The sequence below is a fragment of the Streptomyces sp. NRRL F-5135 genome, assembly GCF_000719775.1.
Classification (GTDB): Bacteria; Actinomycetota; Actinomycetes; order Streptomycetales; family Streptomycetaceae; genus Streptomyces; species Streptomyces hebeiensis.
Map to the genome: position 1 here is coordinate 224,115 of NZ_JOHR01000006.1, position 14,498 is coordinate 238,612.

The 14,498-nt window shown below is 71.8% G+C and carries 14 protein-coding genes; 12 read left to right on the top strand and 2 right to left on the bottom strand.

Features of this window, described 5'->3' with window-relative positions:
- Nucleotides 1–21: 21 nt before the first annotated feature.
- From IG02_RS0111580 to IG02_RS0111605, 6 genes are all read left to right on the top strand, one after another.
- Nucleotides 22–1,569 (top strand): MFS transporter, encoded by a 1,548-nt coding sequence (locus tag IG02_RS0111580; protein ID WP_078854398.1) that lies wholly within the window; start codon nucleotides 22–24, stop codon nucleotides 1,567–1,569.
- Nucleotides 1,570–1,814: 245 nt separating this feature from the next.
- Nucleotides 1,815–2,018 (top strand): cold-shock protein, encoded by a 204-nt coding sequence (locus tag IG02_RS0111585; protein WP_030745084.1) that lies wholly within the window; start codon nucleotides 1,815–1,817, stop codon nucleotides 2,016–2,018.
- A 236-nt stretch (nucleotides 2,019–2,254) separates the two neighbouring features.
- Nucleotides 2,255–3,712, top strand: a complete 1,458-nt coding sequence (locus IG02_RS0111590; RefSeq protein WP_078854399.1) for a DEAD/DEAH box helicase — start codon at nucleotides 2,255–2,257, stop codon at nucleotides 3,710–3,712.
- Nucleotides 3,713–3,755: 43 nt separating this feature from the next.
- Entirely contained in the window at nucleotides 3,756–4,103 is a 348-nt protein-coding gene (locus tag IG02_RS0111595; RefSeq protein WP_030745089.1) for a CBS domain-containing protein, read from the top strand.
- 54 nt (nucleotides 4,104–4,157) lie between these two features.
- Complete coding sequence (locus IG02_RS0111600; protein ID WP_030745091.1) at nucleotides 4,158–4,472, top strand: SCO5918 family protein; 315 nt, start codon at nucleotides 4,158–4,160, stop codon at nucleotides 4,470–4,472.
- Nucleotides 4,473–4,713: 241 nt separating this feature from the next.
- Nucleotides 4,714–5,103: a MerR family transcriptional regulator gene (locus IG02_RS0111605; RefSeq protein WP_030745093.1), complete on the top strand. Its 390-nt coding sequence runs from the start codon at nucleotides 4,714–4,716 to the stop codon at nucleotides 5,101–5,103.
- Nucleotides 5,104–5,189: 86 nt separating this feature from the next.
- Here IG02_RS0111605 and IG02_RS0111610 read toward each other — a convergent pair whose 3' ends face one another.
- The gene (locus IG02_RS0111610; protein WP_030745095.1) at nucleotides 5,190–5,945 is read right to left on the bottom strand and encodes a dienelactone hydrolase family protein; all 756 of its coding nucleotides are present in this window, start codon (nucleotides 5,943–5,945) and stop codon (nucleotides 5,190–5,192) included.
- 319 nt (nucleotides 5,946–6,264) lie between these two features.
- Nucleotides 6,265–6,561 (bottom strand): hypothetical protein, encoded by a 297-nt coding sequence (locus IG02_RS0111615; protein WP_030745097.1) that lies wholly within the window; start codon nucleotides 6,559–6,561, stop codon nucleotides 6,265–6,267.
- On the opposite strand from IG02_RS0111615, the gene IG02_RS0111620 reads away from it, so the two are divergent.
- From IG02_RS0111620 to IG02_RS0111645, 6 genes are all read left to right on the top strand, one after another.
- The gene (locus tag IG02_RS0111620; RefSeq protein WP_030745099.1) at nucleotides 6,554–6,910 is read left to right on the top strand and encodes a hypothetical protein; all 357 of its coding nucleotides are present in this window, start codon (nucleotides 6,554–6,556) and stop codon (nucleotides 6,908–6,910) included. The genes IG02_RS0111615 and IG02_RS0111620 overlap by 8 nt on opposite strands.
- 524 nt (nucleotides 6,911–7,434) lie before the next feature.
- A complete protein-coding gene (locus tag IG02_RS0111625) occupies nucleotides 7,435–8,913 on the top strand; it encodes a sugar transferase (RefSeq protein ID WP_030745101.1) in 1,479 nt (492 codons plus the stop codon).
- Between the two features lie 72 nt (nucleotides 8,914–8,985).
- Complete coding sequence (locus IG02_RS0111630; protein ID WP_030745103.1) at nucleotides 8,986–10,311, top strand: nucleotide sugar dehydrogenase; 1,326 nt, start codon at nucleotides 8,986–8,988, stop codon at nucleotides 10,309–10,311.
- Nucleotides 10,301–11,581 carry a glycosyltransferase family 4 protein gene (locus tag IG02_RS0111635; RefSeq protein WP_030745105.1) on the top strand — a complete coding sequence of 427 codons (1,281 nt, stop codon included), beginning with the start codon at nucleotides 10,301–10,303 and terminating at the stop codon, nucleotides 11,579–11,581. Before IG02_RS0111630 ends, IG02_RS0111635 begins: the two co-directional genes overlap by 11 nt.
- Entirely contained in the window at nucleotides 11,578–12,978 is a 1,401-nt protein-coding gene (locus IG02_RS0111640) for a membrane-bound polysaccharide biosynthesis protein (RefSeq protein ID WP_030745107.1), read from the top strand. Before IG02_RS0111635 ends, IG02_RS0111640 begins: the two co-directional genes overlap by 4 nt.
- Nucleotides 12,975–14,495: a Wzz/FepE/Etk N-terminal domain-containing protein gene (locus IG02_RS0111645; RefSeq protein WP_030745109.1), complete on the top strand. Its 1,521-nt coding sequence runs from the start codon at nucleotides 12,975–12,977 to the stop codon at nucleotides 14,493–14,495. The genes IG02_RS0111640 and IG02_RS0111645 overlap by 4 nt, the downstream gene beginning before the upstream one ends.
- Nucleotides 14,496–14,498 lie beyond the last annotated feature (3 nt).

Sequence of the window (14,498 nt, forward strand, 5' to 3'; positions counted from 1 at the left end):
CGCCCACACGGAGGCCCGACCATGTCCCACACCCATTCCGGACCGCCCGACGAGGGGGCGTCGGCGCCGCGGTCGAGTGCGATCGTGGCGGTCCTGGCCTTCAGCGGGATCGTCGTCGCCACGATGCAGACCCTCGTCATCCCGATCGTCCCGGAACTCCCCAGGCTGATCGACGCCCCCGCGTCGGACACCGCCTGGGCCGTCACCGCCACCCTGCTCGCCGCCGCCGTCGCCACCCCGATGGCGGGGCGGCTGGGCGACATGTTCGGCAAGCGCCGCCTGCTCCTGATCAGTCTGGTCCTGCTGGTGACCGGGTCGGTCACCGCGGCGCTCAGCGAGTCCCTGCCCGTGCTGATCGTCGGGCGGCTCCTCCAGGGCCTGTCGGGCGGCGTGATCCCGCTCGGCATCAGCATCATGCGCGACGAACTGCCCGCCGAACGGCTCGCGTCCGCCACCGCCGTGATGAGCGCGTCCCTGGGCGTCGGGGGCGCGCTCGGCCTGCCCACCGCCGCGCTCATCGCCGAGAACTTCGACTGGCACACGCTGTTCTGGGCCTCGGGAAGTCTGGGGGCCGTCGCCACCGTGCTCGTGCTGACCCTCGTACCGGAGTCCAAGGTGCGCACCGGCGGGCGCTTCGACCTGGTCGGCGCCATCGGTATGGCGGCGGGGCTGGTCTGCCTGCTGCTGGCGATCTCCAAGGGCGCCGACTGGGGCTGGGGCAGCGGCACCACGCTCAGGCTCTTCGCGGCGGCCGTCGTCATCCTGCTGGTGTGGGGCCTGTTCGAACTGCGCACGCCTCAGCCGCTGGTGGACCTGCGCACCACCGCCCGTCGCCAGGTGCTGTTCACCAACCTCTCCTCCATAGCACTCGGCTTCTCGATGTTCGCGATGTCCCTGGTGCTTCCGCAGCTTCTGCAGCTTCCCGAGGCGACCGGCTACGGCCTGGGGCAGTCCCTGCTCGCGGCCGGCCTGGTCATGGCGCCGTCCGGGCTGGTGATGCTGGCCATCGCCCCGGTCTCCGCCGCCCTCTCGAAGGCCAAGGGCCCGAAGATCACCCTGATGACCGGTGCGCTGATCGTGGCCGCCGGTTACGGCCTGAACATCGTCCTGATGGACCAGGTCTGGCAGCTGGTGCTCGTCTCCTGCGTCATCGGTTGCGGTATCGGCTTCACCTACGGCGCGATGCCCGCGCTCATCATGGGCGCCGTACCCCGGTCCGAGACGGGCGCCGCCAACAGCCTCAACACGCTGATGCGGTCCATCGGCACCTCGGTCGCCAGCGCGCTGGCCGGCGTCATCCTGGCCCAGATGACCACCGCGCTCGGCCCCGTGTCCGTGCCGTCCCAGAACGGTTTCCGCACCGTCCTGGCCCTCGGCGCCGGCGCCGCGCTCCTCTCCTTCGCCCTCGCCGCTTTCATCCCGCGCCGGAGCGCCGGACAGGCGACGGCGACGCCGGCGGCCTCGGGCCCCGCCGAGGGGCCCCGGCCGTTCGGCGACTCCCCCAACCCGCCGACGGAAAAACTCCGGCCCGGGCGGGCCAATATCTATGGCCAGGAAATGAGAAATTGACGCGATGCGCGGTCAGGATTCCTGCCCCACCAACGGAGTCCAATGATTGACCGCGCACGCCCGGTCGTGCCGTGCTACTGTCCATATCAGTTGCAGTTGTGGTTACCGAAAGCTTCGAGACGTTCGCACCGACCGGTGCACCGGTGGACTTTATATTCCCCGGTCATTTCCGGCGGGGTGATCATTACGGCGACGCGGAGTCCGCAATGAGCGAATTCCGGCCCACACCCCGAAGGAGATATGAAATGTCTACTGGCACCGTGAAGTGGTTCAACGCGGAAAAGGGCTTCGGCTTCATCGAGCAGGACGGCGGCGGCGCCGACGTCTTCGCCCACTACTCGAACATCGCCGCCCAGGGCTTCCGCGAGCTGTCGGAAGGCCAGAAGGTGAAGTTCGACATCGCGCAGGGCCAGAAGGGCCCGACGGCGGAGAACATCGTTCCCGCCTGACGCCGACGCTTGTTTCGCGACTGGGGCCCGCACCTTGGGGTGCGGGCCCCAGTCGGCTGCGTTCAGGGTGACCGGACGGAATGCTCCACACCCGTGGTACTCCCCGTTCAATCACCGGAGCCGATCGGGTGGAACAACCGGTCGGGCCCACCGTCTTCGGCCCGTGCTTGCGATTCTCTGCGCCGCTCATTCGCTGCGGGATTCCTTGATACGTGGCTACATCAAGGAAGGTCCGTGTGAATCACACACGTACGAATGTTCACTCTGCCCGTAGCCGTGCCGGAAACACGGGCTCCGTAAGGAGCGGCGGCCGCTCCGGCGCCCCGCGCCGTCGCCAGGGCGGCGGTGGCCGACCGGCCTCGCCGCAGGGCGAATTCGCGCTGCCGGCGACGATCACGCCCGCGTTGCCCGCCGTCGAGTCGTTCGCCGACCTCGCCCTGCCGGCGCCGTTGCTGGCCGCGCTCGGCCATGAAGGCGTGACCGTACCGTTCCCGATCCAGGCGGCCACCCTGCCGAACTCGCTGGCCGGCCGGGACGTACTCGGCCGTGGCCGCACCGGTTCGGGCAAGACCCTCGCCTTCGGCCTCGCGGTGCTGGCCCGTACGGCGGGCCGGCGGGCCGAGTCACGGCAGCCGCTCGCCCTCATCCTCGTGCCCACCCGCGAGCTGGCCCAACAGGCCACCGACGCGCTCGCTCCGTACGCCCGCTCCGTGCGACTGCGGCTGGCCACGGTGGTCGGCGGGATGCCGATCGGCAGACAGGCCGGGGCGCTGCGGGCCGGGGCGGAGATCGTCGTGGCGACACCGGGACGGCTCAAGGACCTCATCGACCGTGGCGACTGCCGGCTGGGCGACGTCCGCGTCACCGTCCTCGACGAGGCCGACCAGATGGCCGACATGGGGTTTATGCCCCAGGTCACCGCGCTGCTCGACCTTGTGCGCGCCGGAGGCCAGCGGATGCTCTTCTCGGCGACGCTGGACCGCAACGTCGACCGGCTGGTGCGCCGCTACCTGACCGACCCGGTGGTCCACTCCGTCGACCCGGCCGCGGGGGCGGTCACCACGATGGAGCACCACGTGCTGCACGTGCGCGACGCGGACAAGCACCGGGCCACCACCGAGATCGCGGCGCGCGAAGGCCGAGTGATCATGTTCCTGGACACCAAGCACGCCGTGGACCGGCTGACGAAGCACCTGCTGCACAGCGGCGTCCGTGCCGCGGCCCTGCACGGCGGCAAGTCCCAGCCGCAGCGCACGCGGACCCTGACTCAGTTCAGGAACGGGCACGTGACGGTGCTGGTGGCGACCAACGTCGCCGCGCGCGGGATCCATGTCGACCACCTCGACCTGGTCGTCAACGTCGACCCGCCCAGCGACCCCAAGGACTACCTGCACCGTGGCGGTCGCACGGCGCGCGCCGGCGAGTCCGGCAGTGTCGTCACGCTGGTCACCCCCGATCAGCGTCGCAGCATGAGCCGGCTGATGACGTCGGCCGGCATCACTCCGCGGATCACCCCGGTGCGTTCCGGCGAGGCGGAGCTGAGCCGCATCACAGGCGCCCAGGTCCCGCCCGGTGTCCCTGTCGTCATCACCGCGCCGGTCGCGGAAAGTCCCCGCCGCGCGGGGTCCGCCTCGTCCGGGAGCCGCCGCGGCCGCTCCGGCCGGGGCCGGTCCGCCGTCGAGCGCGCGGCATAGGGGCGACGTGATCCGAAAGTCCACCCATCCCGCAGGAGGCACCGTGACGCCGGTTCAGACGCAGCAGCACCAGGTGGGGGCCGCCCCGGCGGCCGTGGCCGACGACATGGACGCGTCCGGACCGAGGGTCCGCGACGACATGACCGTCGAGGTGGCCCTCTCCGTCATGGCCAGTGCCCGTGTCACGTACCTGCTTCTCTGTGACGGGGACGATCAGTGCACGGGCGTGGTCACCTGGGCCCAGCTCACCCCGCTCCGGGAGAGTTCCACGTACACGGACCGGATCCGGCTGCGGGACGTCCTCGGCACACGGTTCGCCTCGGCCGGTACCCGCACCCTCACCCTGGAGGAACGCGGCAGGGCCCTCGGCGTTCTCGCCCTCTGCCGCTGAGTCGCCCCGTCCGGTCAGCCCGTCCCCCCTTTTTTCTCCGTCTGTGAGGTCATCATGCGCTGTGTCATCGCCCGTTACCCGTTCGATCTGACCAAGGGCGGAGTGGAGGCCGCGATGGCGGGCGTGAAGCCCGAACTCATCACGGCTGAGTCCGTGACCATCGGCCGCCGCCGCTTCCCGGTCAAGCAGGTGGGCCAGATCATCACCCGGCAGGACCGCCGCGACTTCTCCAGCGGCGAGGTCGTCCGGGCCATGACCCGCCTCGGCTTCACCTGCCACGACCATCCCGAGACCGCGCCCGTGCGTGTCGCCACTCCGCTGCAGGCGGCGTCGGCAGCGCTCGGCAGTACCGCTGCCCGGGACGTATGAGGGCGGGCGGAAGCCACTGCAGGACAGCCGTGAGGGCCCTGCCGACGCGACGTCGGCAGGGCCCTCACTCGTTTCGCACACGTCTCGTCGTCCCCCGTACACCCGCCTCTTCCGTCGGGCCGGGCAGCGGAAGGAGAAGGCCGCCGCAGCGGTAGGACCGGCCGATGGTGTTGAATTTCCTTCGGGGCCCCGGTGCCGTACGGCATCAGGGCCCCCTCGGTATGCGACACAACGAGGTGACATGACAGAGGAAGATCCGCTCAGCGGGCGTCTGGACGACGACGACTACCCCGCGTACACGATGGGCCGGGCGGCCGAGATGCTCGGCACCACGCCCGGCTTCCTGCGAGCCATCGGTGAGGCTCGTCTGATCACGCCGCTCCGCTCGGAGGGCGGTCACCGCCGGTACTCCCGCTACCAGCTGCGGATCGCCGCTCGCGCCCGCGAACTCGTCGACAAGGGGACCCCGATCGAGGCCGCCTGCCGCATCGTCATCCTCGAGGACCAGCTCGAGGAGGCTCAGCGCATCAACGCCGAGTATCACCGTGCCGCGAACAAGGCATCCGAAACTTCACATTCCGTCCGGGAACAGGGGAGCGGGCCCGGCGGCTCGGACACACGCGACGTCTGATCGACCGCCGGAGAGGAACCGCACGGAGCGCGCGGGTCCGAGCGAGCCGCACCCGGGCCGGCACCCGGGCCGGTCACCCGCCTTGGTCAGAGGGCACGGCCGAAAAGATCGAGCAGGGCCGTCCAGTGGCGTTCGGCGGCCTTGGCGTCGTACGCGGAGGTGTCGGCCTGCGTATAGCCGTGGTGTGCGCCCGTGTAGACCTCGGCGCGGTGCCGGACACCGGCCTGGTCGAGGGCCGCTTCCAGACGCCGGATCTGCTCGGGGGGAAGCGACTGGTCCTGGTCCGCGTGTCCGAAGTACAGCTCGGCGGTGACCCGGCCGGCGACCCGGTGGGGACTGTCCGGCGCCTCGGTGGCCAGGTTCCCGCCGTGGAATCCGGCCGCCGCGGCGACGCGTTCGGGGTAGGTGCCCGCGGTACGCAACGCCAGGACCGCGCCCATGCAGTAGCCGGTGATGCCGACCGGCCCGTCGGTGGCCCGCGGACAGGCGGCCAGCCAGTCGAGGTAGGAGCCGGCGTCGCGCATGGCGAGTTCGGGGGTGAGCGCCCTCGCGATCGGCATGAGCTTCTCGAAGATGTCCGGACGCGTCCCGGCCTCGATGAACTCGGGCAGCTCCACCAGCGGGGCGGCCCCGTCGCGGTAGAAGACGTTCGGCACCAGCACGGTGTAACCGGCCCCGGCCAGGCGGTCGGCCATACCCCGCAGGTGAGGCCGGATCCCGAAGAGATCCATGTAGAGCAGGACGGCCGGGTGCCGAGCGGTGTCGTCCGGGTGCGCCAGGTAGGCATCGGCGACGCCGTCCTGGGTGGGGACCTCCACGGCTGTTCCTCGTACGGCGGTCATGGGGGCTTCCTTTCAACGGCACGTACGGTGAGGCGGGAAGCGTATCGGCCCCGGCCCACGGGGCGAGACGATCACGGCGATTCATCGGCGGGCTTCGCTCGCCAACGCCACCGCACCCCACCGCATAGCGCCACCTGACACCACATGGCGCCACATGGGGTTGCAATGGCGCCGAGCTGGCGCCACTATTACCGCCCGAGGAGGTGCCGCTGCGGACCGACATGAACATCTACGGCGTGCACCGCCTGCCGGTCACCTGGGACGCGGACTGATCCCCCGGTCGGCGCGGAACGGCCGGTGCGCTGTGCCGGTGGGCACGTCAGTTCGTCCTCTGCACGGCGCACACCGTGGCCGCGCCGTTGAAGACCTGCCACGAGAGCGTCTGCCGGTCGGTACGCCGGGGGCAGCTGCCGCCGTTCAGCACCGCCGTGATCGCCATGATCGCGTTCTGGCCCTTCGGCACCCGCGTCCGGTCGCAGCCCCAGACGCTGAACAACCGCCCCTCGCCGCGGAGTGATCCGTCGGCCTGTTTGCCCAGCGTCGCGGGAAAGCACTGCCCCGCGGTGAACACGCGGTCCAGGCACAGGGCGACGGTCGAACCGTCGTCGTTGGCCATCTGGTCGACGGCCTTCGGCGCGGCAGTCGGGTTCGGTGGCGGGATGGTGGTCGACCTGTTGCAGGGGCACGTGGGCGACGTCGTCCTGGTCCCCCCGGACGGTCTGGCGCTCGGCACCATCAGCGGTCTCGGCGGCGCCCTGGGCTACATCCTGAGCCTGACCGCCTGGGGCCAGTGGTGCGTGCTCTCCCGCGCCTGGCTGCCGTTGACCGGACGCCTCCCCTGGGCCGTCGTCACCTTCCTCGACGACGCCTACCAGCGCGGCGTCCTGCGCCAGGCCGGCGCGGTCTACCAGTTCCGCCACGCCCGTCTGCGGAGCCACCTCGCCCAGGCCCACCGACGGAGATGAGGCCGCGCCCCCCGGGGCCGGGCGGGCCGCTGGAGGGCGCGGTGGCGTCAGGACACCCGTACGTCTTCACCAATCGGTGGATCAAGCCTCAAAGCTTGAGCACAAATTCCACACACCCTCTCTTCATTCGGGTCCCGATGGTCTAGATTGACCGTGCTTCAGCTGTTCGGACATGAGGCGACCAATGATGATCTATGGGTCCGACACTATGTAAAGCCAGCTTGTCGCGTCCCCGGCGCCAGATGTCGGGGTGATCAGTTCTCGGAGCCCGAGAGCGGGCCCTGGGTGCGGGGAGCACCCCGGGTTCCGGCGGGTTCCCGCGCGCCACGAAAGCCTGGCGGGGCAGGCGAGTCCGCTGCCGCCGGGGCGGGTGTTCACGTAGCTCTGCGATGGCCGGTCTGCCATGCGCGGCCGGGGGGTGGGGGCCTCCCGAGGGGAGGAGCGGTGCGGGGGGCGGGGGCCTCCCGAGCAGAGGAACAGTGTGAGGCGAACACGTCGAACCACTGGGGACCTTGGGGGGTTCTGTGCGGCAAGGGGGATTAGTCAGCCCGTTTCCGTCGGCGCGCGGGCGTCTGGCGGACGGGGCGAGCAGCCGGCCCGCGATCGACTGGGAGCAGCGGTACCAGCGCACCGTGATCACCAGCGATACCGTGGCCACCGCGTTCGTGGTGGCGACGATCGGCAACTTCTTCGGGGCCCGGGACGCGGCCAACTGGCACGAGAAGTGGGGAATCCTCGCATTCGGCACCGAGCTGCTGGTGCTGGGGGCGCTTGCGGTGAGCCGGGCGTGGGCTCCGGCCGTGCTCGGCCAGGGCGCCGAGGAATTCCGCCGGCTCGGACGCTCGCTGTTCGCGGCGACCGTCGTACTGGCGCTCGGCGGGATCGCCCTCACCTCGCGCAACATCAAGTTATGGATCTTCGTCGCGATCCCCGCGATCGCGCTCGTCACCATGACTTCGCGGTATCTGCTGCGCCTTGGGCTGCACAAGCAGCGCAAGGAAGGACGGTGCCTGAGACCGGTGCTCGCCGCCGGGAGCCCGGCCACCGTGCACGACCTGATCACCCGGACCCGCAAGTTCCCGCACCTCGGCTGGCGGGTGGACGCCGTGTGCACGACGGACGGTCTCGGGACCGACGGTGACCAACTGGACGGCGTGCCGGTCGTCGGCCCGCTGGCGGACGTCGCGGGCCACGTCCGCCGCGACGGCTACCGGGTCGTCGCGGTCACACCGGACCCGCACTGGTCACCGGACCGGCTGCAACGGCTGGCCTGGAACTTGGAGGGCAGTGACGCCGAGATGGTCGTGGCCCCCGTTCTGATGGAGGTGGCCGGCCCGCGGCTGCACATCGACGCGGTGCTCGGGATCCCGCTGCTGCGGGTCAGCATGCCGGCCTTCACCGGGGGCCGCCGGGCGGTCAAAGAGGTTGTCGACCGGATCGGCGCGGCGATCCTGCTGATGCTGTTCGCGCCGCTGATGGTGTTCATCGGGCTGCTCGTGCTGGCGGACAGCCGGGGTGGGGCGTTCTACCGCCAGCGCAGGGTCGGCAAGGACGGCCGCGAGTTCACCATTCTCAAGTTCCGCACCATGGTCACCGGGGCGCACGGGGCACGCGCCGTTCTGGCCGACCGCAACGAGGGTGCGGGGCTGCTGTTCAAGCTCCGCCGGGACCCGCGGGTGACCCGGGTGGGAGCGGTGCTGCGCCGGTACTCGATCGACGAACTCCCGCAGCTTTTCAACGTGCTCACCGGATCGATGTCGCTCGTCGGTCCGCGGCCACCGTTGCCGGAGGAGTCCGCCGCGTACGGCCCGGACATCCGGCGGCGGCTGCTCGTCAAGCCCGGGCTCACCGGCCTGTGGCAGATCAGCGGACGCAGCGACCTGCCGTGGGAGGAGGCCGTCCGCCTCGACCTGCGGTACGTGGAGGACTGGTCGCTCGCCCTCGACACAGTGATCTTGTGGAAGACGCTGCGTGCGGTGCTCCAGGGGCGGGGGGCCTACTGATACGCGGGGGGATTGTCCGGTCGGCGCACGGACCACAGGCCAGAGAGGCCTGTCTGGGGGGAGGAAGCGATCATGAGAGTCAGCGTTTTCGGGCTCGGCTACGTGGGCTGCGTGTCGGCCGCGTGCCTGGCGAGCCTGGGTCACGAGGTCATCGGGGTGGACGTGAACCACGTGAAGGTCGACCTGGTCAACGACGGCAAGGCCCCGGTGGTCGAGGAGCGGATCGGCGAGCTCACGGCCGAGGTCGCGCGGACCGGAGCGTTACGCGCCACCGGCGACGTCCGCGAGGCGATCATGGGCAGCGAGGTGTCGCTGGTCTGCGTGGGCACACCGTCTGAGTCCAACGGCAGCCTCTGCACCACGTACTTGGAGCGGGTCACCGAGCAGATCGGCGCCGCGCTGGCCGAGGGGGCCGAGCGGGGGGTGCGGCACACCGTCGTGTTCCGCAGCACCATGCTCCCGGGCACGTGCGTGAACCTGCTGGTACCGATCCTGGAGAAGTACGTCGGCGGCACGGCCGGGGTGGACTTCGGGGTCGCGGTCAACCCGGAGTTCCTGCGCGAGGGCACGAGCGTGCGGGACTTCTTCGACCCGCCCAAGACCGTCATCGGCGAGCTCGACCCGGCGAGCGGCGACGCGGTGGCCGCGCTCTACGACGGCCTGCCCGGCGAGGTGTTCCGGGTGCCGGTCCCGACGGCCGAGGCGATCAAATACGCGGACAACGCGTTCCACGGCCTCAAGATCGGCTTCGCGAACGAGCTGGGCGCGGTGTACCAGGCGCTCGGGGTGGACTCGCACCAGGTGATGGACGTGTTCCTGGCCGACCGCAAGCTGAACATCAGTCCCGCCTATCTGCGGCCCGGCTTCGCCTTCGGCGGCTCCTGCCTGCCCAAGGACCTGCGCAGCCTGGTCCACGCGGCGCGGCGGGCCGACGTCTCGGTGCCCATCCTCTCCCACGTGCTGGCCTCCAACTCCGACCATCTGCAGCGCGCGGTGGACCTGGTCGAACGCACCGGCAGGCGCCGGGTGGGCCTGTTCGGGCTGTCCTTCAAGCCCGGCACCGACGACCTCCGCGAGAGCCCGCTCGTCGAGCTGGCGGAGAGGCTCTTCGGCAAGGGGTACGACCTGCGGATCCATGACGCCAACGTGAGCCTGTCCCGGCTGATCGGCGCGAACCGCGAGTACATCGAGACCCGGCTGCCGCACCTCGCGCAGCTGCTCGCGGACTCCGTCGACGAGGTGCTCGACCACGCCGAGGTGTGCCTGGTCGGGACCAGGGACCCGGCCGTGCTGTCGGCGCTGCCCCGAAGCGGCGGCCCGATGATCGTCGATCTCGTCCGCCTTCCCGACGCCGAGGCGCGCCGGGCCGAACCGGGGTACGTGGGCCTTGCTTGGTGACACATCGTCCGGCGACACGGCCGGCGACGAGCGGCAGGGCCGGCGTGCGCTGATCCTGGTGGAGAACCTGTCCGTGCCGTTCGACCGGCGGGTGTGGCAGGAGTGCACGACGCTGCGCGACGCGGGCTGGACGGTGCACGTCATCTGTCCCCGGGGGAGCAAGCGGGACACGGAGCCGGAGGCGGAGATCGACGGCGTGCGGATCCACCGCTACCCGTTGCGCGCGGCCACCGGAGGACCGGCCGGCTACCTGCGGGAGTACGGAGCGGCGCTGTGGCACACGGTCCGGCTGGCCCGCGGGATCGGCCCGGTCGACGTGGTCCACGCCTGCAACCCGCCCGACCTGCTGTTCCTGCCGGCACGGTGGCTGAAGCGGCGCGGCGCGCGGTTCGTCTTCGACCAGCACGACCTGGTGCCCGAGCTGTACCTCTCCCGGTTCGGCCGCGGCGAGGACCTGCTCTACCGCGCCGTGTGCGCGCTGGAACGGCTGACGTACCGGGCCGCGGACGTCGTGCTCGCCACGAACGAGAGTTACCGGGACGTCGCGGTGCGCCGTGGCGGCCGGCGGCCGGAGGACGTGTTCGTGGTGCGCAGCGCGCCCCAGACCGACCGGTTCCGACCGGTGCCGCCGGAACCGGAGTTGAAGCGCGGCAAGCCCCATCTGCTGTGTTACCTCGGCGTCATGGGCCCGCAGGACGGCGTCGACTACGCCTTGCGGGCGCTCGCGAAGCTGCGCGACGAGTTCGGGCGGACCGACTGGCACGCGGTGTTCGTCGGCGCCGGCGACGCCTTCGACGCGATGGTGGAGCTGTCACGGCGGCTCGGGCTCTCCGGGCAGGTGCGGTTCACCGGGCGCGTTCCGGACGCCGACCTGATCCGCTACCTGTCCACCGCGGACGTGTGCCTGTCCCCCGACCCGCGCAATCCGCTCAACGACGTGTCGACCATGAACAAGGTCCTGGAGTACATGGCGATGGGCCGGCCGATCGTCTCGTTCGACCTCCGGGAGGCGCGCGTCTCCGCCGGTGACGCCGCCGTCTACGCGCCCGCCAACGACGAGGCCGCATTCGCCGAGCGGATCGCGCTGCTCCTCGACGATCCGGAGAGGCGGGCCCGGATGGGCCGGATCGGCCAGGAGCGGATCAACGGGCGGCTGTCCTGGCGGAACTCGCAGGCGTCGCTGCTCGCCGCCTACGCCGCTGCCTGCGGTGACAGGGCTCCGGTGTCGGCGGGCGATCCGGGCCGGACAGGGAAGAGGCCGCGGCGTTGAACGACGACACGATCCGCCTGGCCACCATCGGGCGGATCCTCCGCCTGCGCTGGCGGCTTCTCGCCGTCCTCACCGTGCTGGGCGCGCTCGTCGGCTACGGCGCGTCGGCGGTGCTGTTTCCGCCGCGGTACACGGCGTCGGCATCGGTACTGCTGCTCGGGCAGTGGGAAGAGCGCGAGCTGCTGACCCAGGTGGACATCGCGACCAGTTCGTCGGTGGCCGACCGCACGGCCGCCGCGCTCGGCTGGAGCGGAGTCGGCGGCGGCGAGCTGCGGGACCGGGTGACGGCCGAGGCCGCCGACGGGAACATCATCAAGATCTCCGGTACGGCCGACACCCCGGAGCGCGCGCAGCGGCTCTCCGACCAAGCGGCCCGGCAGTTCGTCGAGTTCGCCGCGCGGATCACCGGCGGCGGCACCGGCTCCGAAGCCACCGCGGCGCCCGAGGCGCTGCGGAAGAAGGTCGACGAGGCCGGCCGCCGCATCACCGACCTGGCGAACGCGGCCGATCCGGGGCGGACCGTGGAGAGCGTGCAGGCCCGCACCGCGCTCGAGAAGCTGCGCACGTCGCTGGAGGAGGCCATGACGAAGCTGGACCAGGCCGCCCCCGCGAACAACAAGGCGGGCATGGTCGTCATGGGACCGGCGGCCCGGCCGGGCGACGAGGCGCCGCCCACGACGACGCAGCTCATCGCCGGCGGGGCGCTGCTGTTCTTCCTGGTCGCGGTCGTCGGCCATCTCACCGCCGCACGGATGAATCGCCGGCTGCGCACCGGCCCGGAGATCGCCGCGGCGCTGGGCTCGGTGCTCCTCGGCACCGTCGACGTACCTGATGAACGTGGCGCGCGCCGGCCGGAAGCCCCTGGCCCGCGGGCCGGGATCCGGCGGCTTCTCGGCGTCGACACCCGGTGGGACACACCGGCCCCGCAGCGGTCCGCCGACGAGGCCGGCAGGCGGATCCGCTACCGGCGGGTCTGCGCTCGCCTCCGGGAACAGCTGCCGGCCCCGCGGCGGCTGCTGGTGGTCGTACCGGACGGCGACGAGATCGCCCGCCGGGCCGCCGGGCAGCTCGTCGCCGAGGCCAGGAGCGAGCCTTCTCCAGCCTCTTCGAGCAGGGCGTACCCCGTGTTGCGGGTGGTGGAGGTCCCGGTGGACCGGCCGACGGTGCCGGACCGCGGCCCGGAGTCCGGTGCCCTGGTGGTCCTCAGCGCGGGCAGCTGGACCGCGGAGGAGGTCGGCGGCATCGCCGAGGCGTGCGCGGACGGCAGGCACGAGGTCGTCGGCGTTGTCGTCGCCGGCCCGGTCCGGGCCCGCCCGACGCGGTCCGCCGGCCATCCCGAGGACCACCCCACTGTGGCGCTCGCGGTGCACGGTCGCGCGACGGGAGATTCAGTGTGACGACGAGCACGACGTCGGAGTCGTCGGCCGCCGCTCCGTTGCTGGACCTGCGGGCGCTGGTGGTGGCGGTGCGCAGACGCCGCCGCCTCTGGTGCTCCCTGGCGCTCCTGGGACTGCTGGCCGGCGTGGCGGTGGCGGTCCTGCTGCCCCCGCCGCCGAGCGCGGTGACCAAGGTGCTGGTCGCGCACGCCGAGGACCAGCCGAACGACATGGGAACGCTGATCCGCACCGACGTCGCCGTGCTGGGGACCACGCGGATCGCCGAAAAGGCCCTGCGGTCCCTCAAGTCCTCCGAGGCCCCGGAGGACTTCCTGCGGGACTACCGGGGCACCGGCCTGACCAACAACCTGTTGCAGATCGATGTGGCGGGTTCCAGCGACGAGGACGCGGTGGCCCGTGCCAAGGCGCTGGCCGACGCGTTCGTCGCGGACCATGTGCGGCGGATGCGGGAAACCGCGGCGGCCGAGGCCAAGGCCCTGCTCGACCAGCGTGACCGCATGCGGGACGAACTCGCCGAGGTCAACAAGGAGATCGGCGTCCGGTCGCCGGAGACGGAGAGCGACCCGAGGGAGTCGGCGGGCGTCGAGACGCTCTTCGCCCGCCGGGCCGAGCTCAACTCGCGGATCGCCGATTTCGACCAGCGCGCCGCGGAGGCCCGGACCGGCACGCCCAAGGTCGTCGCCGGCACGCAGATCGTGGACGCCCCGCGCGCGGTGCGGCACTCCCTGCCCAAGGCCGCCGCCACCGACGCCGCGATCGGGCTCGTCCTCGGGCTCGTCCTCGGGCTCGCGCTGGCCGCGGTCCACACGGTGGTGGCGGACCGTCCCGTGCTCCGCCGTGACATCGCGGCGAACCTGGGCGCCTCGGTCATCACGGAGCTGCCCCACCGGTCGGGCAAACTGTGGCGGCGCCGACGGACCCGGGTGGCACGCGAGCGGCTCACCACCAGCCTGGCCCGCACCGTGCGCGGCTCCGCGGAACCGGTGTCGCTGCTGGAGCTGGGCTGTGCGCGCGCCACGAGCGTGATCGCCCTGGACGTCGCCGGGGCACTGGCGGCGGAGGGGCCGTTGGTCGTCGTCGACGGCCTGCCCGGCCCGCAGCTCGCCGGGCGCCGCCCGAAACCGGGAGACCCCACCGTGGTCAGCGGCGAGCGTGCCGCGGCCGTGTCGGATCAGGAGCGCCGGCTCGGTGTCGGCTCGGTCGCGCCCGGCACGGCGTGGACCGACCTCCAGTACCTCGGCACGCGGACCGTGCTCGTCGTGCGGGCCGGGCACGGCAGCGCCGCGTGGCTGCACACCGTGGCGCGGCAGCTCGCGGACCAGCGCGTCGCGGTGATCGGTGTGGTGCTGATCGACCCCGACCCGTGGGACCGGACCGACGGCACTCTGTGGGACGGGCTGCACACCGCGCTGCGCGGCCACAACGAGCGGCCGGCCCGGGAGAACGCGCCGGGCCGGGCGCGGACGGAGCGGCCGTCGTGGACACGGGTCCCGGACATCGACCAGGAGGCGCGGTAGAAC